We start from the raw sequence: 20,657 nt of genomic DNA on the forward strand, positions 1-20,657 counted from the left end.
GTTTCATCCTTGAATCATTGCATCACGCGCCAGAACGAATGCCGTACACGCAGCCGACATAACCTTGTCTGGCGCCAGATAGTCCATCTTCTCAAGACGCTCTACAAACCCGCTCCAGTGTGTGGGTCGGGAGACTTGGCGGACGAGATGCCGAGCGCCAAAATTCTGATCGAAACCCAGCGCTTGCGCCTGCTGAATCAGTACCCGCGCTCCAAGCGCGGAGCCTTCCAACACATACGCCAGCCCCACTGTCTTTTCGGGACAATCCAGCACCAGAACATCTCCCACCGGAGCCGCTTCAAGTTCCAGATCGGCAAGATCCGCCAGCAGTTCTGGCTTCAGAAAGGTGGGACGCCAGTCATTCAATGCCTCTGGCCAACAGGCCGAGCGCAATGCTTCTTCACCAGAGAGTCGGAATCCTGCGATTCCTCTCACATATCGCCGATACGCCTCTGGCGTTGTGAGTGGTTCGATCAAAGCATCGAGTTCATTGTGCAGGGGACGGGTGGCGGAGCGCAGACGTCCACGAAGAGTAATCTCATTCATGAAACAGGAAATACCAAAGCAGATAGGATTCTGCATGACGTCAGTGAAGACACGCACCTGACCTCCATGACTGTAAGACCGCGCCTCTAATTGAACCAGTTATCCAGATTACGCTGCGAACCATACAAATGGAACGTTTGTTCCTTTCACCTGAAGCCCGGCTGCCGAGCGTACGTCAAGGAACTTCTGACACATCAGCAAGACAGCCGTTTCACGCGTTACAAAATGACTGTTGCCCCCTACCCATTTCCTTCTCCATGTCGATAGCATTGCACTGGCCCCTGCGATTGCGTCATGGTGCGCCCACGTTTCATCCCAGCAGGAGACCGGTCCCATGAAGCACGATATTTCGGCCCTTGATGTGCTGCTGTCGCGTGCGTCCACCGATGATCTCGAAGCGCCCGCACCGACGGGTGAGGAGCTGGAAACCATCCTCTCCGCCGTCATGCGTGCGCCCGATCATGGCAAACTGCGCCCATGGCGTCTGCTGCTTGTCCGTGGTGATGCCCGCCAGAAACTGGCGGAGAAAGTTGTCGCCAGCATGAAGCGGCTCGATCCGGACGTTCCTGAGAAAAAGATCGCAAAGCGCCATGACCGGATGGCGAACATGCCACTGACCATCGTACTGGGCATGCATCTGCGCCCAGTGGACAAGAATATCCCCCTGATCGAGCAGGAACTCGCCGTGGGCGCGGCCGGAATGAACCTGCTCAATGCTCTGCACGCAACAGGCTATGGCGCGGTCTGGGTTTCGGGCGATATCACCTACGATCCCGTGCTGGCGACCGAACTCGGCTTCCCGTCCCCGCATGCGCTGGCCGGATTCTTCTTCGTCGGCACGCCCAAAAAGCCGGACCACGAGACAAAGCGTCGGCCTGTTGCTCCCTATGTCGCGGAATGGACGGGCGCGCCCGCCACCTTCGCGGCCGACAAGGACTGAGGCTGCTGATATGACTCACCCCGCCGTACATGATGTCGCCATCATCGGAGGAGGCCCCGTGGGACTCGCCGCAGCTCTCTCGCTGGAGGCGGCGGGGCTATCGGTGGCGGTTCTGGAACGGGCGGACGCGCATATCTGGGCGCAACCGCATTTCGACGGACGCGAGATCGCACTGACGCATCATGCCCGCGAGATGCTGGAGCGCCTTGGCGCGTGGAAACATATCCCCCACAGCGTCATCTGCCCTTTGGCCGAGGCGCGCGTGGAGACAGGGCGACAGAACCATCCGCTGATCTTCGAGAACGGACAGGGGACCACGGAAAACCCACTGGGGTGGCTTGTCTCCAACAATATGATCCGTCGCGCACTGCATGCGGAGGCGGAAGAGCGTGCTGGTATCACGCTCATGCCTGACGTGACGGTGGACACCGTTCGACAGAACACGAACGAAGCCGTCATCCACCATGGCGGGGAGCGCAACGGACGCTTCCCGGCCCGTCTGGTCATCGCAGCGGATGGACGGTTCTCCCCCACCCGACGCCGCGCGGGAATCGGGGCTGTCGTTCATGATTTCCAGCGGATGATGATGGTCTGTCGCATGACGCATGACCTGCCGCATCACAACGTCGCCCTGCAATGGTTCGATCGCGGTCAGACCATCGCGCTTCTGCCCGTGAACGGCAACGCCTCTTCGCTGGTGCTGACCCTGCCGCCCGCCGATATCGGGCGCCTGATGCACGCCGAGCAAGGGGTCTTCAATGCCGAAATCATGCAGCGCGTTGGCAATCGTCTTGGCACATTGCGTCTTGTCAGCACACGCCATGCTTATCCACTCAAGGCGGTTTACGCCCACCGCTTCGCGGGACGCCGACTGGCCCTGATCGGAGATGCGGCCGTGGGCATGCACCCCATCACCGCGCACGGCTTCAATCTGGGCCTGCGCGGGGCGGAAACGCTCACCCATAACGTCGGGGATGCCTTCAGGAAAGGACAGGATATCGGCGCTACGTCAGTCCTTCGCCGTTTCGAGCGACAGCACCGCGCTGCCACCATGCCGATGTTTGCGGCCACGAACGGTATCGCCACGCTCTACACCCGCGACGCCGCGCCGTTTCGGGCGCTTCGCGCCATGGGACTGCGTGTTGCCGACGCGCTACCTCCTTTCAAATCAGCGGTAACGGCCATGTTGATGGATCGGGGGCCGTCCTCTTTCTCCGGCTGAAGACGCCAGTGGAATCGGGACGAAACAACTCTTTGTAAATCTTTCACGGTCAGGGTGGCCTCCAAAGGAGAGCCGCCCCGCATGGACAACACGACCTATATCGCGCTGTCACGCATGGACGCTGAAACGCGGGCCATGAGCGTGCTGGCCAACAATCTGGCCAATGGTTCCACGCCCGGATTCAAAGCCGGTCATCTCCAGTTTTCCGATTATCTCGTGAAGGCGAAGGGAGGCACTCCCGCCCCGGGCGAATCCCCCGACACCTACACGCAGGACCGCGCGACATGGCGCGACTTTTCGCAGGGTGCCCTGCAACAGACCGGAAATCCGCTTGATCTGGCCATTTCTGGAGAAGGCTATTTCTCCGTGATGACCGCAAACGGCGTGCGTCTCACCCGCAATGGCCGTTTCCAGAAACTTTCGGATGGAAGCGTCACGGATGCGGCGGGCAACGCTCTGCTCGACCGAACGGGACAGCCCATTGTCCTGCGCCCTGAAGACCGCACGATCAACATTTCGGCTGATGGCACCATCTCGACGGAAAGCCGCGTGGTGGCCGAACTCGGCCTCGTGAACGTGGCCAACCCGCACGACCTCTCGGAGGAAGGCGATCAGCTTTTCCGCGCCAAGACCCCCACCACGCAGATGGAGGTCAAGGAGTTCCGGCAGGGCATGATTGAGGGCAGCAACGTCAATACCATGACGGAAATGACAAACCTCGTTCAGTTGCAACGTGATTTCCAAATCACAGCCAATCTCGTCGATAGCGAGTCCACGCGACGCCAGAATGCGATCGACAAGATCATCCAGACCCAGTCCTGAATTATCTGAAAATGGAAACCCACTGACATGATGCGTTCCCTCGACATCGCCGGCACCGGCATGCAGGCCCAGCAGACGAATGTTGAGGTCATCGCCAACAACATCGCCAACATGACGACGACGGGCTTCAAACGCCGTCGTCCCGAGTTCCAGGATCTCATCTATCAGGATCTGCGGCGCGTCGGCACCATGAGTTCGGACAGCGGCACGCTGGTTCCCGCCGGTGCACAGGTGGGTCTGGGTGTCCGCACGGCGGGCATCTACCGTATCAACGAGCAGGGAACACTGGAGCAGACCAACAACAGCCTCGATCTTTCCATAGAGGGACCGGGTTACTTTCAGGTCACACTCCCCTCCGGTGAATATGCCTACACCCGCGACGGTACATTCTCCCTGTCCGACACAGGCATGATCGTCACCGCAGATGGCTATCCAGTCAGCCCGGGCATCACCATTCCCAACAACGCTCAGACCATCACCATCGACCAGACCGGTCAGGTACAGGTCACGATCTCGGGTCAAACACAGTCCACGGTTGTCGGCCAGTTACAGATGGCCACGTTCCAGAACGAAAACGGTCTGGCCGCCATGGGTCAGAACCTGTTCACCGAAACACAGTCCTCGGGCAACGCCATCACCGGTACAGGCCAGAGTGTAGGCTTCGGCAGCGTGCGACAGGGCTATGTGGAAGAGTCCAACGTCAATGTGGTGACGGAAATCACCGATCTCATCACCGCCCAACGCGCGTACGAGATGAACAGCAAGGTCATCACAGCATCCGACGAGATGCTCCAGACCCTGTCTGCCCTGAAATGATCCTGACGGCACATCGTCTTTTCCTCATCCTCGGAATGGGGGTGTGCCTTGCCTCGTCGCCGCTCAACGCGGCGACGCTGCGCAGGACTGCAACGCTTCACAACACTCAGGTCCATCTGTCCGATCTTTTCGAGGGGCTCGATCCAGGGCAGGACTGCGACCTTGGCCCCGCTCCTGCGGTGGGACAGACTCTTGTCATCGGCGGCCCACAACTCGAAGCCATCGCACAACAGTTTGGCGTCGACTGGCCGGATGCCTCCGAACTGGCCCAGACGACCCTGACCCGCGCCAGTCACACCATTACGGAAGACGAGGTCATGCCGTTCGTTCTATCCGGCCTGAAGGATCGGGGCGTAAGCGACACCGCCACCATCGACCTTGCCGATTTCATTGGACCAACAGTTGCAGCAGACCCCGCGCCCACATTGCGTCTGACCAACATCGTCTATGACGCGACGCACGGACATTTCTCTGCGTTCTTTTCCATTCCACAGCAGGGCAGCGCGCCTGTCTCCTTTCGGGCAGACGGCACGGTCAGTTCCCGTATGGACGTTGTCGTGGCCAGTCACGACCTCGTCGCCGGACAGGTTCTCGCGGCCTCGGATCTGACGACAGCCACAATCGATTCCCGTGCTCTGCCATCCGGTGCGATCCTCGACCCGGACGATGCCGTGGACATGCTCACCAAACACGATATTCGGGCGCACACGACACTCACCACAGCCCTCCTTGATCATGTGCTTCTGGTGGAAAAAGGGGCCCCCGTCGTGCTGGATGTCTCCTCCACCGGCCTGCACCTGACTGCGTCCGGCGTAGCTCTGGATTCAGGCGCCCGTGGCGAACACATCCATGTCCTTAACCCCGTCTCCCGCATGGTCGTGGTGGGATCCGTCATTGACCGGACCCGAGTTGAAGTCACGCCGGGCACGACCCCAATGCCGGCGGACGCACATGAATTGCATTCGAACGGTCAACGTTCTCATCGAAACATTTGATTATTCTTCTTGTTGGATACTGCCTTTTATATGAAACGCGCCCTTTCCCTGCTCAGTCTCCTTGCCCTGACCGCCTGTAATGGCGGCATCGGACACTTGAGTGAGATAGGGCACCCACCTGCGATGACACGCACGCAGGATCCCACACGCGATACATCGTATCGTCCCGTCACCATGCCCATGCCGCCACTCCAGCCGCCTCCGGCTGAAGTCGCCAGCCTCTGGCGACCGGGCAGCCGGGCGTTCTTCAAGGATCAGCGCGCAGCACAGGTGGGGGATCTTGTAACTGTCATCGTGGATATCACCGACAACGCGACCATTGTCGACAACACCAGCGCAAGCGGCACGGGCAGCGAGAGCATGGGTATCCCCAGCCTGTTCGGCTTCCACGGCAAAGCCATCTCCCATGTTCTTGGATCAGGGGCGCTCGCCACATCCAGCGACAGCAGCAACACCGCCGCTGGGCGCATCAGCCGCAACGAAACCGTCACCGTACGTGTGGCGGGCACCATTACGCAGGTACTGCCCAACGGCAACTTCATGGTCGTGGCGCGGCAGGAAGTGCGTGTGAACAACGAACTGCGTGAATTGCAGGTCACAGGCGTCGTACGCCCACAGGACATCACAGCCGACAACACCGTGACCCACGACCGTATGGCCGAAGCCCGCATTTCTTATGGTGGCCGTGGTCAGCTTTCCGTCCTGCAGGCCCCGCGTTATGGGCAGCAACTCATTGATGCCATAGCGCCATTCTGAACGAAGATCCTACGTTTCTTCGTGCAATTCCAAGGGTGTTTTACGAGAAATCAGTCCTCACCGAGGACCGCCTTGGCCCGGCGCACCACTGTCTCATATTCCTCGTCGGTCAGTTCTCCCCGATTGTAGAACTCGCTCGCCCGCGCAAGCGCATCACGCGCATGGGTCGCATCGGGAATGGGATAGCGCCGTCCGGGCAAGGCAAAGGCGCTGTCAGGAAGGGCGTTGCGTTCAGCCGCAGTCAATTTCGACATAAGGGGTCTCCCTCTGGCTCCGACAGATCAGCCGGAATGCGAGAGCCTATTCACTTTCCTCTCCGCAGACAAAGCCGTTTCCTCGCATTCCTCCTCATCCATACCATCAAGATCGGCCATGGCCGCCTCAGCGCTGAGAGTCGGAACATCGGAGGCCATGACCGGCTTTTCTATACGGGCCATCTGCGCTCCGGTTCGGCTGGCCAGCGTTCCCACGACCCGGAAAGCGCACATAATCGCGACACTCCCGAACACCACGCACCCCAATGCCTGACCGATTTGCACACCCGGCGCCCCGAAACGCGCACCGAAGGCGACAAACGGCGCGGTCCCCAGCGTGGCACGGCCCCAGTTGAACAGCGTGGAATACAGTGGATGTCCAAGATTGTTGAACGCTGTATTGGCCACGAACAGCATGCCGATGAAGAGATAGCTCAGCACTGTCCACGAGCAGAACAGATGGATCAGGACAGCTCCCTCTCCCACCGCATGGAACCCCGTTACCAGAAGATTCTGGCACAGCATCAGCACGATCCACGTCACGGCCACGCACGTACCGACGGCTTTCAATGACGCCAGAAGCACCTCGCGCACGCGATCGAACTGCCCTGCTCCAAGATTCTGGGACATGATCGGTCCCACAGCTCCGGTGAGCGCGAAGACAAACGAAAACGCCACGACCACGATCCGCTCCACAGACGCCTGTCCACCCACTGCGTCCAGCCCGAACCGAGCCATATGAGCTGTTACATAAGCGCCGCCAATGGGCGTCGCGAGATTGGTCAGAATGGCCGGTAGCGCAATGGCACCCACACGCCGTACATCGGGAAAGAAGGCCGACAGCCGTGGCCATGTCAGCATGTGATGAGCGGTAGCCCCCCGCACACCCAGTCCCAGCACGGCAAGGCGCGAAAGAACCAGACTGGCGGCTGCGCCCATCAGTCCTTCATGCATTCCAAGAATGAGCACCGGATCCAGCACTGCCGTCAGCATGGCGCCGACCAACGTGACATGCATTGAACCGCGCGCATCACCCACAGCACGCATCAGGGCGGAACTGGCCATGCCAAGGGACACGAAGGGCAGGAATGGCGAAGTGATCTGGAGATAGAACGCCGCCTGATCGAGCGCTGCGCCGGAAGCCCCCAGCATCTCCAGAACCGGCCGCGCGAGCAAAGCCGTGAGCAGCCCAAGAGCCAGCGTCACGCCAAAGGTCGCCAGAAAAACAGAAGACGCGATCCGACGCGCCAGCGGGCAATGCCCGGCCCCGATTTCACGGCCAACCGATGCACCGAGTCCGATCGTAAGACCAATGGAAACCGCGATCTGAATACCGCCCACCGCTCCGGCGAAGCCAATGGCCGCCGTCAGGGCCGGGTCGCCCAGATGAGCAATGTAGATCATGTTCAGCATGTCCACGGAGAACACCGCCATGAGGCCGATGGCACCTGTCCCTGCCATGACCAGCACATGCCGCATGATGCTGCCTGTCACGAAGCAGGCACGGCTCGCTGCTGATGCTCTTGCCCTCATCCGGCTCCTTGTCCGCGCTGGCCTTGTCCAGACTCCCGTTTCTCAAGGTATGCCACGTTCCCAGCGCTCTGCGAACGCGGGAAAAGCAATTTTACAAAATTTCTTCGTCTTTATTTTTCACATACGGAAAATCAATCACACAACGTCGTGAAAATACCCATATCAGCGCTCAAGCCGCGTCCCCGCGTTCCCGCGACCAGTTGCGCCACAGCAGATGGAGCGTCGCCATGGCGGCCGGTCCGACGAACAGTCCCAGCAATCCCCATGTCTCCGCGCCACCGATAATACCAAGCAGAACCCACAAAAACGGCAGCTTCGTACTGCCGCCAATCAGGGTAGGACGCACGAGATGGTCGGCCACGAAAATCACCACGGCACCCAGACAAAAGATGACCACGGCACTCATCGTCCCACTGCTGACCAGCAGCAAGGTTGAGGCAAGCCCGACCGGAATCATGGCGCAGAACGGAATCATCGCCGCAATAGCGGTCGCGCCGCCCAGCAGGGCCGGATGCGGCGTACCCGCGATGAAATAAGCTACGCCCATCACCAGCCCCTCGCCCACACCCACCAGCACGAGACCGGCCACCGTGCCGTGAATAGAGGCGATTATCTGCTGGCCGATCAACTCTCCCCGGCGCCCAAAGGCTCTGCGGGATGCCACCGTGCATTGCCGCATGATGGCGTTACCGTCCTTGTAGAGAAAGAACAGCGTCAGGATCGAGAAAAAGAACAGCGTTCCCCGATGCGCCAGTTGGGATCCAAGCGTACGGGTCATGGCAAGCCCACGACTGTCGAAGGAACTGAAGAACTCACCCGCTGCTTCTGGATCGGAAAGATGCATCCTCCACCAGTTGACCAATGTCTTGCTGCCAAAGGGAATACGCCCGGCCCATGATGGCACCGGCACACCTTCGTGGCGCGCGTCCTTCATCAGAAGCAGCACATTCTGCGCCTCATTCGCCGCTTCCAGCCCGACGAACAGCATGGGCACGAGAAACAGAAGCGCCATGGCCGCCGTACATATGGCCGGAAGCAGCACACCATCGGCATGGCGAGGCCAGCGTTCCTGCATGCGTCGGAAAAGCGGCCATGTGGCGACGGCAAACACGCCGCCCCACGCAAGAGCCGAAAGAAAACCGTGGATTGTATAGAGCGCGATGGCAACGATAAACGCCGTCAGCACTTCACGCGCCCGCCACTGCGCTTTTCGCGCCGCTGTTCGCTGGACCATCGTGTCCATTTCCACCAGCCGAGGCGTGAGCGGTTCAGCCCCCTCTTTCACGGACGAAGCCTGTGGACCGGTATGGGACATCACATTGCCCTTCCCATGCGCAATGTCACCAGGCCGGTTACACATACTGTCATCTTCACTCGCAGATCAGTCACACGAACTACCCGTATCGCGATCCCGACTTTCCGCCCAGATGGCGAAAGCGTGGATCAGCGCCGCTTCATCCAGTGCACGGAACCGCCCCGACGCGCCACCGTGACCGGCTTCCATGTTGATCCTCAACAGCAGCGGATTCTCCGAGGTGCTGTAGTCCCGCAATTTCGCGATCCACTTGGCCGGCTCCCAATAGGTCACACGCGGATCGGTCAGGCCACCAATGGCAAAGATCGCGGGATAGGGCTTTTTCTCAATCCGATCATAGGGCGAGTAACCGGCGATATAATCATAAGCCGCCTCGTCTTTCAGGGGATTGCCCCACTCGGGCCACTCGGGCGGTGTCAGCGGCAGGCTTTCATCGGACATGGTGTTGAGCACGTCCACAAACGGCACCACGGCCACGATGCCCGCAAACAGTTCGGGCCGCATGTTGGCAATCGCCCCCATGAGCATTCCACCGGCTGAGCGGCCATCCGCAACAATTCGGCCCGCTTCCGTCCACCCCTGAGCGATCAGGTGATCGGCGCAGGCAATGAAGTCCGTGAACGTGTTGGTCTTGTGCATCCCCCGCCCACCGAGGAACCAGTTCCACCCCTTCTCGGAACCACCGCGCACATGCGCGATGGCATAGACCCAACCCCGATCGACGAGGCTCAACGTGCGGGTGGAGAAGGTCGGTTCAATGGCGTGGCCATAAGAGCCGTAGCCATAAAGCAGCAACGGCGCAGGTTGTCCTTCGGGCGTGTCACGATGGAACAGCAGCGTGACCGGCACCTCTTCCCCGTCCGGCGCCCGGGCCATCAGACGACGCGTGCGATAATTGGCCGGATCATGACCCGAAGGCACGAGCTGCTCCTTGAGCAGATGCCGCTGGCGCGTGGCCAGATCCAACGCGAACCATTGGCGCGGTGTGGTGGGAGACTGAAAGGAGTAGCGCAGCTCAGCCGTCTCGAACTCGTAGCCACCGTCCAGAGAAAGCGTGTACGCCTCCTCCTCCTCCCCCACGCTCTGTCGCGCGCCCTTGCGGTCCATGATTTCGATCACGGTGTTGGCGTTCACCCGCTCGGTCCAGACCACATAGTCCGCCAGACACTGGCAGCCCGCAATGTAATGCCCCGGCCGATGCGCCACGAGCGGCTGCCAGTTGGCGCGCTCACCCACAGCCTCATCTGCTACCGTCATCAAAGCGAAATCGGTGGCCCCGTCCGCATTGGTGTGAACCACGAACCGGTCCCCCCAATGCACCAGATCGTACATTAGCCCCTTCTCGCGTCGGGCGAGACAGACAGCAGGTGCTTCGGGCTGATTGCCGGGCACCAGCCACGCTTCCGAAGTGTCGTGGTCATTGGTGGAAATCACCACCCATTTCCCCGAACGCGCAACACTTACACCGACAAAGAAACCGGGATCCGGCTCCTCGTACACCATGACGTCTTCACCGCCCGCGAGTGCACGACGATACACCCGCATCGGGCGACCGTTCTCATCGCGCCATGTCCAGAAAATATGCGTAGAGTCCGGTGAAAAGGTAAAGTTTCCCGAGCAGTTGTCGATCTGCACCGGCAACATCTCGCCGCTCGCCAGATCGCGGACGCGGATCGTGTAAATCTCGGAGCCCTGCGTGTCCTCGGCCCACGCAAACAGCCGGTGATCAGGGCTGTGCGCGGCACTCCGCGCGGCGTAAAACGCCTGATCCTTCGCACGGGCATCCGTGTCGAGAAGCACCTCTTCCTCATCGGGGCGCCCTTCGCGGTGACGCACATAGCGAGGATATTGCGCGCCGGCTTCGTAGCGCACGCCATAGCGCCAGGGACCGTGCGACAGGAATGGCCAGGACTCGTCTTCCTGAAGACGCCCCTTCATCTCCGCCACGATGGCGGCCTGCAACGTGCGGGTCGAAGCCAGAACGGCTTCCGAATAAGCGTTCTCGGCGCGCAGATGCGTGGCTATATCGGAGCGCAGAAGTCCCGGCTCGCGCAGGACCGCCTGCCAGTTGTCATCCTTCATCCAGCCATAATCATCCTCACGCGCCCGCCCGAGTTGCTCGATGCGACGCGATTCCTTGCGGGCGACGGGAGGTGAAGGAAGCTGGGACATGAAAGGCCTTTCCTGTGAGCGCACGCCGTGCATTGTGCCACAGGATGGGCCGCCTGCCACCGTGCTGAGTGCATATCGGCGGCAGGCTCTCCATCGTGTCGATGGAGGCGGAACGGATCAGGAGTCGCGCAGGGCCTTCGCCTCTTCCTCGCGCGTGCCGAACGGCACTTCCTGCCGGTCATCCTGCTCGTCCATGCTGCCACCAAGATTGCCCAGATTTTCCTGAATCCGCGCGTCCTCGATCGGCTCGCCCTCCGGGCCGATGGGCACTTCCGGCTCCACCGGGATTTCGCCCGCATCCGGGTTGATGGTCATGCCCACCAAGTCCGTCGCGGCCTCCATGTAGCCCTCGGGACCGCATGTGGGCTTGCCATCGGCAATCCACATCTCACGGGCTTTCGCCTTGATCTGCGCGTCACGCTTGGGTGAGTCTTCCAGCGGATTATCCACCATCTCAAAGCTCCTTACTCTTCTGTTCGCCCGCTCCCACAGGGAGCGTCGCCTTGTGGAGGCAACGGACCAGACGGCCGAATGTTGCCCGGTGTCCTAGCGTCGCGTTCTACATACAGCCTTCCACACGGAAAGCAGAGATGCGGTAAGCGGACGTGTCCCATGAAAAAGCATCACGCCCCCGTCTCAACACTTTTCTGATGGCTCTCATGCATTCCATTTGTATGGTCCGCCACTTTCCGCCACACAGGCGGCCCCGGTGATGATTCACCCGTCATGACGGACGATATTTTATGAACGATATAAGTAATCAGAGACGACGATCCGGCGCGGCCACCGTCTTTCGTCTTACTGTGGCCGCCCTGACCGGTCTCGTCGGACTGTGGCTGGCATGGGAGGGTTTTGAACTCGCCACGCTGGGTGGATCTCTTTACTACGTTCTGGCGGGACTGGCCTATGTCCTGCTTGGCATCCTCTTTGTCGCCCGCAGTCGCATCGCTCTGCCTGTCACCGTGTTGGTCTTCGCCGCCACCTGCGTCTGGGCGGTTCTCGATACGCCCGAGATCGGCTACTGGCCGCTACTGCCGCGCCTCGTGCTGCCCGCCATCCTTTTCACATTCGGTCTGTGGACCTGCGCGGCCAGCCTTCCCGCGCTCAGTACAAACACACGACGGACGCTGACAGGTGGCGGTCTTACCGTCACATCCGCTTTGCTGGTCACTCTGGTGGAAGCCTTCTTCCCACATGGCGAGATCCATCATCCCGAAGCAATGGCTGGGTCAGAGGGCTTGGACGTTGCGCAGGACGACACAGGAGACAACTGGGAGTTCTTCGGGCGCAATGCCAACGGCACACGCTTTGTGCCTTACACCCAGATCACGCCCCAGAATGTCGAAAAGCTGAAAGTGGCGTGGACTTATCACACCGGACGCCGCCTGACGGGTGCCGCCATCGGCGTGGACGAGAACACTCCGCAGCAGATCGGCAATATCCTTTATTCCTGCTCACCTGAGAACATCGTCACTGCCATCGACGGCGATACCGGACAGCGCATCTGGAAGTTCGATCCCAATGCCCGCACGGCAGAACACGTTTCCTGTCGCGGTGTGGGCTATCACGATATCTACCATGACGACTCCCTGACCGCCGACGACAAAGCCGCCGATCCGGCGCAACCCTGCCGCCAGCGCCTCATCGTCTCGACAGTGGACGCACGTCTCTTCGCACTGGACGCGCATACCGGCACACTCTGCCCCGGCTTCGGACAGGACGGATTTGTCGATCTCAAGCCACAGATGGGACCGACAGAAGGCGGCAAACGCTATCATCCGAGCGCCGTGCCCCTGATTGCCGGGCATATCGCCGTCATCGGCGGGTGGGTGCGCGACATCGTGCATGGCGAACCCTCCGGCGTGGTCCGTGCCTATGACGTGCGCAACGGCACCCTCGTCTGGGCATGGGATGTCGGCGCTCCGGATCGCACCGGCGCCCCGCCAGAAGGGGAAACCTACACACTCGAAACGCCCAACATGTGGACGGTACCCACCTACGACCGGGCGCTGAACCTCGTTTATCTCCCGACCGGGAACGGTCCCCCGGACTACTGGGGCGGAGACCGGAACGCGGTGAAAGAGAAGTTTGGCGCCGCGGTGGTGGCGGTCGATGCCAGCACGGGCAAAACGAAATGGGTGTTCCAGACCGTGCACCACGATGTCTGGGACTATGATCTGCCCTCCCAGCCCGTCCTGCAGGATGTGACGAACGAGAAGGGTGAGAAAGTTCCCGCCCTGATCCAGACGACCAAGACCGGCAACATCTTCGTGCTCGATCGGCGCACCGGCACACCGATCACGGCCGTTGAAGAACGCTATGTCGCCACGTCTCCCGCGGGACAAGGCGAACACCTATCGAAAACCCAGCCCACTTCCATCGGCATGCCTCTCATCGGAGCCGATCCGCTGAGCGAGCGCTCAATGTGGGGTGTGAGCACGTTCGATCAGCTTTACTGCCGCATCAAGTTCAAACAGTCGGCCTATACGGGTCCGTTCACCCCGCCGGGCGAGAAACCCTACATCGAGTGGCCGAGCCTTCTGGGCGGCATGAACTGGGGCGGCGTTGCGATCGATGAGTCCCGCGGGCTGATGTTCGTCAACGACATGCGCATTCCGCTCCAGATGACGCTGGAGACACGGGAAAACGCAAAGAAATTCAAGGTCTCGACGGATGAGGTTCCCGGTTTCATGGGCACCATTCGTCCGCAGGTAGCCGGTCCCTATGGCGGCGTGAAGATCGACATCCTTCAGTCACCGCTTCAGGTGCCCTGCAACACACCGCCCTTCGGCACGATGAGTGCCATCGATCTACGCACCAAGAAACTGGTGTGGCAGGTGCCGCTGGGCACTGTGCAGGATACGGGGCCAATGGGCATCAAAACACACATGTCTGTGCCACTCGGCATGCCCACCCTCGGCGGCCCGACAGCGACCGCCTCCGGGCTGGTGTTCTTTGCGGGCACGCAGGACTATTACCTGCGTGCGCTGGACGCGAAATCCGGCAAAATCGTGTGGCAGGGTCGCCTGCCCGTAGGTGCAGTTGCAGCGCCCCTCATCTATCGCTCGCCTCGGACGGGCAAGGAATATGTCGTGATCTCCGCTGGCGGCATGAGTCACTCGCCCGATATTGGCGATGACATCATCGCCTATGCCCTGCCCGACACGGCGGGAGCCACGCCGGGCGTTCCGGAAGGATCGAACCGGAAATAAGCTGACCATTTATCGATGCGTGATATGTCCGATTTCGATTGAACGGACATACACGCAAAGGCGGGCGTTGTTCCTTTTGGGAACGGCGCCCGTTTTGCGTTCAACCTTCGTAACGTGTGTCATTTTCGCGCAAAGCGACGGACGAAGCCCGTCAGACGCAACCTTGCGCGTGCGAGTCATTCTCACTAACAAGGCCATTTCCTTTCCATTGCCCAGAATGGGTGCTTCCACCATGTCGCCTTGTCCTCTCCATGGTTTCGGATCGATCGTTCTCAACGCCATCAACCTCATGGAAGATGTCCCACGCACGCTCATGTCTTTCCTCACACTTGCCTCATGACCACCGGTCAGGACAGAACCTGCCGCTCCATAGGCATCGTGCTCCTGTGGGGGGCTTTTGTGCTGTGGGGATCCTTCGCATGTGATCTCGCCCTCGTCTCCAGCCGTTCCTACCGCCTTCTGGTCACGATTATTGCCGTTCCCGTTCTCATCTGGCCCTTTCTAACGGAAAAACCGCACTTGGCACTTGGGGTTCCTCTGGTGCTCGTCCTGAGCGGGGCGCTGATGCTCCATTTCGCTCCATGACGCCCATACTGCGTGCGCGACTGAACTGGCTGCATCGCTGGACAGCCCTTGTGGCCGGATGGATCGTGTTCGCCATCTTCTTCACCGGCACCCTTTCTCTTTTCGATATCGAACTGACACGCTGGATGCAGCCGGAAAGCACCGAAATCCTGCCGGAACAGCCTCTGTCCGATCAGGCTCTCGAACACGCCATGCAGATTCTCCGTGACGATGAACGGCAGGGAAAACCATCGGCTTTCCTCTCCCTACCCTCCGCACGTGATCCTCTACTGCATATTTTTCGCTACGATGGACACGCCCTGATCGGTCCGGTCCTCGATCCGCACGATGGTCACTTCATTGCGACACGCCAGACGGAAGGCGGCGCGTTTTTCTTCAACTTTCACTACACACTGCGCCTCCCCTCACCATGGGGAGAATATCTCGTCGCTCTGACGACACTCTTCCTCTCTCTCCTTATCCTGTCAGGTGTTCTCCTGCATCTTGCGCGCCTGATACCGGACTATTTCACCCTGCGCCTTCAGGCGGCTACCCCACGTCGCCTTCTCGATCTTCATGTGTTGACAGGCACCGCCATGCTGCCTTTCCACATTATGATTACATGGACAGGGCTTTTTCTTCTTGGAAACATCGCCTTTCCACTTGTCGCGCTGGAGGCTACTCCCGCACCTCCAGCCGTCGTAGAGCACCATCACCTCCCAACATTCCCGCTCGCACCTCTCGTCCATAAAACGGAACGACTGACCGGCAATACCGTCACGTACATCCTGTTTTCTCCTAAGCATATCTCGATCTATTCGTTGCACCCCGACAGTCTGAGCATTCACGAAACACCGACGACATTCGACAGTGTGACGGGACAAGCTGTAGCGCCTCCTCCACCTGACAGAATGGAACGCGCGGAAGCCCTCTTCACGGGGCTGCATATGGCCCACACCATGGGACCGGTTCTGCGCTGGCTCTGGTTCCTCGGCGGACTGGCCGCGACCGTAATGGTCGCCAGCGGCCTCGTGTTTCACACAGCACGACAGCGTGCGAGCGCGCGCCAGCCTACATCCCCGCGCCTCGAACGACTGAATGCCGGTATCATGAGCGGTCTGGTCTTCGCGTCGCTGGCCTATCTCTGGGCCAACCGACTGCTTCCCTATGAGTGGGAAGATCGTTCGATGCTGGAAATTACAACCGTTTTCGTTCTTTGGGGGAGCACCGTCTTGCTCGCGTTCGGCCTTCCGCGCCCTGTCCTATGGACCGTTCCGCTCACTCTCACGGCCCTCGCAGGCTTAGGCCTCCCGCTCCTCGATTTGCTCACTGGTCCCTCGCATCTTTGGCGCCATTCCCTGTTCCTGTCTGTCGATGCCGTTTGCGCTCTGACAGGTCTGGCCGCCCTGTCCGGCGCTCTCTGGATGAGACCCCGCACATGATGCCTTCTCTCATCCTCATCGGTGCGGAACTTCTGTCCCTGACAGGCTGCCTTCTATGGGCCTGCTCGCTTGTTTATCCCCGTCGCTGCCTTGGCTTACGCAGCCTGCCAACAACACACGCGCGCAACCAAGGTGCTGGCCTGCTCGCACACTGTGGGGCTCTTGGCTGCCTTGTTTCATGGAGACACGCTGCTGGTCTTGCCATCTGGATCATGCTTCTGTCCATCAACAGTCTTTTCACAGCAACATGGCTGGCCGTGCATCCGGCCAGTCTCGCAGCGCTGACGACACGAGATCGACAGAGAACCTGAGAACCTTTTCTTCCACGACTTTTAACTATTGCCACTTATCCAGACACGCGGCGAACACCCATACCAGCGCGTAAAGGCACGCGTAAAAGCGCTTCCCTCGCTATAACCAAGCCGGAAAGCCGTCTGCGCCACGGAATGCTCCGCTTCCCGCAGATATTTCAGCGCATAATGCCGCCGCACATCCTCGACCAGATTCCGATAGGTCATGCCCGCGTCCGCCAAGCGACGCTGAAACGTCCAGTAAGGGCAGCCAAGGCGCTCAGCCACCTGAGCGATAGAAGGGTACCCATGTGGCAAAAGATCAAGAATGACTTGCCGCACATGCATCAGAGACTTTTGATCCGCAGCCTGCTTTCCCCTCTGTATCTGAAGCAGTCCGGCTTTAATGGCGCTGAACAGAATGCCATCCGCGTCCGGCATTGCCACTGTGAGGATGTCTTCGGAAAACACAAGAGTGTTGGTGGACTGTTCGAACAGAACCGGACAACCGAAGGCCTTCTCATGGTCATCCACACCGGCTGGCGCCTTATGTCGAAACCGCACACTCATCGGCGCCCAGTCCGGCCCAAGGGCTTCACGGATCACATTACAGAATACAGCCAGTGAAAGTTCCGCGTCATGCCGATGGTCATGAATCAGCGGGTCCGTCACATCGTAATCCAGCCGAGACACTCCGCCTTCTTTCCGGTGACTTACGACGCTGTTGTCCTGATGAATCGGGAAAAAAGCCGCCAGATTGTCCAGTGCCTCACCCAGCACGGAAGAGGAAAGCACAGCATAACCCAGCATCCCCAACCGTCGGGGCGCAAACTGATGGCCAAACCACAGGCCAAAATTCTCCGTACTTGTTTCACGCGCCGCACAATCCAGCGTACGGCAATAGGCATCCAGAGGCACGGTATCGGATGGAAGCGTGCTGCGCCGACCCTCCAGTCCACAGCGACTGAACACGTTGACAGGCTGCGCTCCCAAGCGCGCGATGAAGCTGTCCAGACCATAGACCACGGACGCCAGCACCGTTGTCGAAGCGGCAGCGGGGCCGAAATGTCCATGAACCGGCATGCGCGTCATTGCGCCAGACCTCTCTTCCAACGGGCCGGAACTCTCCGTCCGGTCATCGGATTGCACGAACGAAAGACACTTAAAGTGAAGGCGCAATCCTCTTCCTGTCAATTCATTTCTTATCCGAAACGCAGTCGTTGCCGGATGTCATGAAATTGTCCCCGGATGTCATTATCCGATCCACCCCTCACACCTAACCTGAGCCGATACGGCCACCTCAAAGCTGGCCCTTGCTGCGACAGTGGGAGACACATTATGGCCGATCCGTTTCTAGCCGGCTTCGACAACAAGGCGGATGTCCTCGCTGCCTCGGAAGAGTTCTGGAATCCCGACAAGACGCGCTTCTGGCAGGATGTGAATGTGCCGCTCGTCATCGGGCGTCGTGAAGGCTACGTACTGACCGATGTGGATGGACACGAACTGATCGATGTCCATCTCAACGGCGGCACCTACAACCTTGGCCACCGCAATCCCGAGCTCATCGCCGCTCTCACCGAGGCGCTGAAATATTTCGATATCGGCAACCACCACTTCCCCTCTCCGTCCCGCACAGCGCTGGCCATGAAGCTCATCAAGCTTTCAGGAAAGCCGTTCGAACGGGTGGCCTATGCCACCAGCGGCAGCGAAGCGATCGATCTCGCCATCAAGAGCGCCCGTTACGCCACGAAACGCCGCCGGATCATCTCCATCCGCAAGGCCTATCATGGCCATACCGGCCTTGCCGTAGCCACGGGAGACGAACGATTCAGCCGGCTGTTCCTTGCGGATCGCCCCGAAGAGTTCGTGCAGGTGCCGTTCAACGATCTCGAAGCCATGGAGGCAGCGCTGAAAGCGGAGCCCGCCGCAGCCGTGATCATGGAAACCATTCCCGCCACCTACGGGTTTCCTCTACCCGCGCCGGGGTATCTCGCGGAAATCCGGCGCATGTGCGATGAAACCGGCACACTCTATATCGCCGATGAAGTGCAGACCGGCCTTATGCGTTCCGGCGCTCTCTGGGCCATCTCACGTCAGGATGTGCGCCCCGATATTCTCGTCACTTCCAAGGGACTGGGAGGCGGCATCTATCCCTTTGGCGCTCTGCTGCTGACGAAACAAGCCAGCGGCTGGCTGGAGCAGGACGGCTTTGCCCATATGTCCACCTTCTCCGGATCGGAAGTGGGATGTCATGTCGCCAACGCCGTGCTCGATCTGACGACAAGCGCCGAAACGGTGGCCAATGTCCATGCCATCATCACGCAATTCGCAGAAGGGCTGGCAAACATCCGCAAACGCTATCCGGACTGGTTTGTCGGCGTCCGACAGGAAGGTCTCATCATCGGTCTGGAATTCGCGACCGCCGAAGGCGCGAAGCCCGTCATGCGTGAACTGTACAAGCGCGGCGTCTGGGCCATCTTCTCCACACTCGATCCGCGCGTGCTTCAGTTCAAGCCCGGTCTCCTGCTCCAGTCCGGACAGGTGGACGACATCCTGCAACGACTGGACGACGCCGTCGCTGCCAGCTCGCCTTTTTGAGAGGAGGAACGCCCCATGACCGCCCGCGCCTGGCAGCAGACCTCATGGAATTGGCATGAAAACGTCGCGCCTTTCCTGCCGCTTTATGGCATAGACCCTGATTCAGCATGGTCCTTGCTCAGCTTTTCAGAAAACGCCGTCTATCGGATCGATACTCCGCAGGGGGAGACTTTCATTCTCAGACTTCACCGTCCACACTATCGCAGCGTGGACGATATCCGTTCGGAAATCACCTTCATCGAACATCTGCGCACCGACAACGTGCTTCTCACGCCCGCAATCCTGCCCACGTTGAACGGAGAGACGCTGAGCTTCACCGGACAAGGAGAACAGGAGCAACATGCGGTCCTGTTTGCATACCAACCCGGTCACGCGCCATCGGAAGACCGTCTGGCAGATGAGTTCCATGAGCTTGGACGGATCTCCGCACGCCTCCACAACTACACAGCCACCCATACCAATCTGAACCGCCTGCACCGTCCTATCTGGAATGTGGATGTCGCTATCGGTCCAAACGCCATGTGGGGCTGCTGGCGCAACACTAGCAACATGACCGCAGAACAGACTACGCTTCTCGATGCCGCTGACCGTATGGTCCGAATCAAGCTGGAGCGCTATGGCCGCCCGATTGCACGCTGGGGTCTCCTTCACGGCGACATGCGACTGACGAATATCCTGCGCAACGGAGATGAAACCTGCATCATCGACTTCGATGACTGCGGCTTTGGCTGGCACATGTACGAATTCGCCTGCGCCTGCACCTTCATGGAATGCTGCGACAACATCGAGGCTCTCACCACCTCATGGCTTCGCGGTTACAAACAGGTTCGTCCTCTTTCGCAGGAAGATATTCAGATCGTACCAACGCTGCTGATGCTGCGTCGTCTTCTGATGGTCGGCTGGTTCACCACACACCAACATTCAGCCGAAGCGCGCGCTCTGGAACCTGGATTTCTTGAAAAATCTCTTACTATGGCAAAGGATTATCTCGATGGTACGTTCCTTTCCTGCCTGACACGCACAACAGAAAATGCTTGATATTGTTTCATTTGCCCATTTTGTTTCGGCATAGAAACATAAATCAAGGAATCTCGCCTGACCCGGATCACGTGAAAGGAACTTTGTACAGAAAAGACGCCTATCACCTCATCAGAATGCACCGCCCGTATTCATAATTGGA

Annotated in this window: 19 protein-coding genes; 12 read left to right on the plus strand and 7 right to left on the minus strand. The window is 59.6% G+C overall.

From position 1 onward, the window contains the following. Nucleotides 1-3 precede the first annotated feature (3 nt). Entirely contained in the window at nucleotides 4-603 is a 600-nt protein-coding gene (locus KUA11_RS05215; RefSeq protein ID WP_217409314.1) for a biliverdin-producing heme oxygenase, read from the minus strand. 277 nt (nucleotides 604-880) lie between these two features. Between KUA11_RS05215 and KUA11_RS05220 the strand changes: the two genes are divergently transcribed. From KUA11_RS05220 to flgH, 6 genes are all read left to right on the plus strand, one after another. Beyond that, the gene (locus KUA11_RS05220) at nucleotides 881-1,486 is read left to right on the plus strand and encodes a nitroreductase family protein (protein ID WP_254454696.1); all 606 of its coding nucleotides are present in this window, start codon (nucleotides 881-883) and stop codon (nucleotides 1,484-1,486) included. 10 nt (nucleotides 1,487-1,496) lie between these two features. Then, nucleotides 1,497-2,708 (plus strand): 5-demethoxyubiquinol-8 5-hydroxylase UbiM, encoded by a 1,212-nt coding sequence (ubiM, locus tag KUA11_RS05225; protein ID WP_217409316.1) that lies wholly within the window; start codon nucleotides 1,497-1,499, stop codon nucleotides 2,706-2,708. 81 nt (nucleotides 2,709-2,789) lie between these two features. Further along, nucleotides 2,790-3,530: a flagellar basal-body rod protein FlgF gene (flgF, locus tag KUA11_RS05230; RefSeq protein ID WP_166313477.1), complete on the plus strand. Its 741-nt coding sequence runs from the start codon at nucleotides 2,790-2,792 to the stop codon at nucleotides 3,528-3,530. A gap of 30 nt (nucleotides 3,531-3,560) precedes the next feature. Further along, nucleotides 3,561-4,346 (plus strand): flagellar basal-body rod protein FlgG, encoded by a 786-nt coding sequence (gene flgG, locus KUA11_RS05235; protein WP_217409492.1) that lies wholly within the window; start codon nucleotides 3,561-3,563, stop codon nucleotides 4,344-4,346. Further along, nucleotides 4,343-5,341 carry a flagellar basal body P-ring formation chaperone FlgA gene (gene flgA / locus KUA11_RS05240; protein ID WP_217409317.1) on the plus strand — a complete coding sequence of 333 codons (999 nt, stop codon included), beginning with the start codon at nucleotides 4,343-4,345 and terminating at the stop codon, nucleotides 5,339-5,341. Before flgG ends, flgA begins: the two co-directional genes overlap by 4 nt. Nucleotides 5,342-5,371: 30 nt before the next feature. Then, complete coding sequence (gene flgH, locus KUA11_RS05245) at nucleotides 5,372-6,097, plus strand: flagellar basal body L-ring protein FlgH (protein WP_166313474.1); 726 nt, start codon at nucleotides 5,372-5,374, stop codon at nucleotides 6,095-6,097. 50 nt (nucleotides 6,098-6,147) lie between these two features. On the opposite strand, the gene KUA11_RS05250 is transcribed toward flgH, so the two are convergent. From KUA11_RS05250 to KUA11_RS05270, 5 genes are all read right to left on the minus strand, one after another. Continuing rightward, nucleotides 6,148-6,351, minus strand: a complete 204-nt coding sequence (locus KUA11_RS05250; RefSeq protein ID WP_166313473.1) for an SHOCT domain-containing protein — start codon at nucleotides 6,349-6,351, stop codon at nucleotides 6,148-6,150. A 27-nt stretch (nucleotides 6,352-6,378) separates the two neighbouring features. Further along, a complete protein-coding gene (locus tag KUA11_RS05255) occupies nucleotides 6,379-7,884 on the minus strand; it encodes an MATE family efflux transporter (protein WP_254454697.1) in 1,506 nt (501 codons plus the stop codon). 169 nt (nucleotides 7,885-8,053) lie between these two features. Further along, on the minus strand, nucleotides 8,054-9,127 hold the full coding sequence (locus tag KUA11_RS05260) for an AI-2E family transporter (protein ID WP_254454719.1): 1,074 nt from the start codon (nucleotides 9,125-9,127) through the stop codon (nucleotides 8,054-8,056). Nucleotides 9,128-9,265: 138 nt separating this feature from the next. Next, nucleotides 9,266-11,371, minus strand: a complete 2,106-nt coding sequence (locus KUA11_RS05265; RefSeq protein WP_217409319.1) for a S9 family peptidase — start codon at nucleotides 11,369-11,371, stop codon at nucleotides 9,266-9,268. A 117-nt stretch (nucleotides 11,372-11,488) separates the two neighbouring features. Then, complete coding sequence (locus KUA11_RS05270; protein WP_166313622.1) at nucleotides 11,489-11,821, minus strand: hypothetical protein; 333 nt, start codon at nucleotides 11,819-11,821, stop codon at nucleotides 11,489-11,491. 293 nt (nucleotides 11,822-12,114) lie between these two features. Between KUA11_RS05270 and KUA11_RS05275 the strand changes: the two genes are divergently transcribed. The 4 genes from KUA11_RS05275 (at nucleotide 12,115) to KUA11_RS05290 (ending at nucleotide 16,900) form a co-directional block, all read left to right on the plus strand. Further along, a complete protein-coding gene (locus KUA11_RS05275) occupies nucleotides 12,115-14,583 on the plus strand; it encodes a membrane-bound PQQ-dependent dehydrogenase, glucose/quinate/shikimate family (RefSeq protein ID WP_217409320.1) in 2,469 nt (822 codons plus the stop codon). A 336-nt stretch (nucleotides 14,584-14,919) separates the two neighbouring features. Further along, nucleotides 14,920-15,168 carry a hypothetical protein gene (locus tag KUA11_RS05280; RefSeq protein WP_217409321.1) on the plus strand — a complete coding sequence of 83 codons (249 nt, stop codon included), beginning with the start codon at nucleotides 14,920-14,922 and terminating at the stop codon, nucleotides 15,166-15,168. After that, on the plus strand, nucleotides 15,165-16,589 hold the full coding sequence (locus KUA11_RS05285; protein ID WP_217409322.1) for a PepSY-associated TM helix domain-containing protein: 1,425 nt from the start codon (nucleotides 15,165-15,167) through the stop codon (nucleotides 16,587-16,589). The genes KUA11_RS05280 and KUA11_RS05285 overlap by 4 nt, the downstream gene beginning before the upstream one ends. Continuing rightward, nucleotides 16,586-16,900 (plus strand): hypothetical protein, encoded by a 315-nt coding sequence (locus KUA11_RS05290; RefSeq protein ID WP_217409323.1) that lies wholly within the window; start codon nucleotides 16,586-16,588, stop codon nucleotides 16,898-16,900. The genes KUA11_RS05285 and KUA11_RS05290 overlap by 4 nt, the downstream gene beginning before the upstream one ends. Nucleotides 16,901-16,921: 21 nt before the next feature. On the opposite strand, the gene qhpR is transcribed toward KUA11_RS05290, so the two are convergent. Then, entirely contained in the window at nucleotides 16,922-17,971 is a 1,050-nt protein-coding gene (gene qhpR, locus KUA11_RS05295; protein ID WP_217409324.1) for an AraC-like transcriptional regulator QhpR, read from the minus strand. A 246-nt stretch (nucleotides 17,972-18,217) separates the two neighbouring features. Here qhpR and KUA11_RS05300 point away from each other — a divergent pair, with 246 nt between their 5' ends. Both KUA11_RS05300 and KUA11_RS05305 read left to right on the plus strand, forming a co-directional pair. After that, the gene (locus KUA11_RS05300) at nucleotides 18,218-19,477 is read left to right on the plus strand and encodes a class-III pyridoxal-phosphate-dependent aminotransferase (RefSeq protein WP_217409325.1); all 1,260 of its coding nucleotides are present in this window, start codon (nucleotides 18,218-18,220) and stop codon (nucleotides 19,475-19,477) included. 15 nt (nucleotides 19,478-19,492) lie between these two features. Then, nucleotides 19,493-20,515: a phosphotransferase enzyme family protein gene (locus KUA11_RS05305; protein ID WP_217409326.1), complete on the plus strand. Its 1,023-nt coding sequence runs from the start codon at nucleotides 19,493-19,495 to the stop codon at nucleotides 20,513-20,515. Nucleotides 20,516-20,657 lie beyond the last annotated feature (142 nt).

Source organism: Acetobacter estunensis, assembly GCF_019083805.1.
Lineage (GTDB): Bacteria > Pseudomonadota > Alphaproteobacteria > Acetobacterales > Acetobacteraceae > Acetobacter > Acetobacter estunensis_A.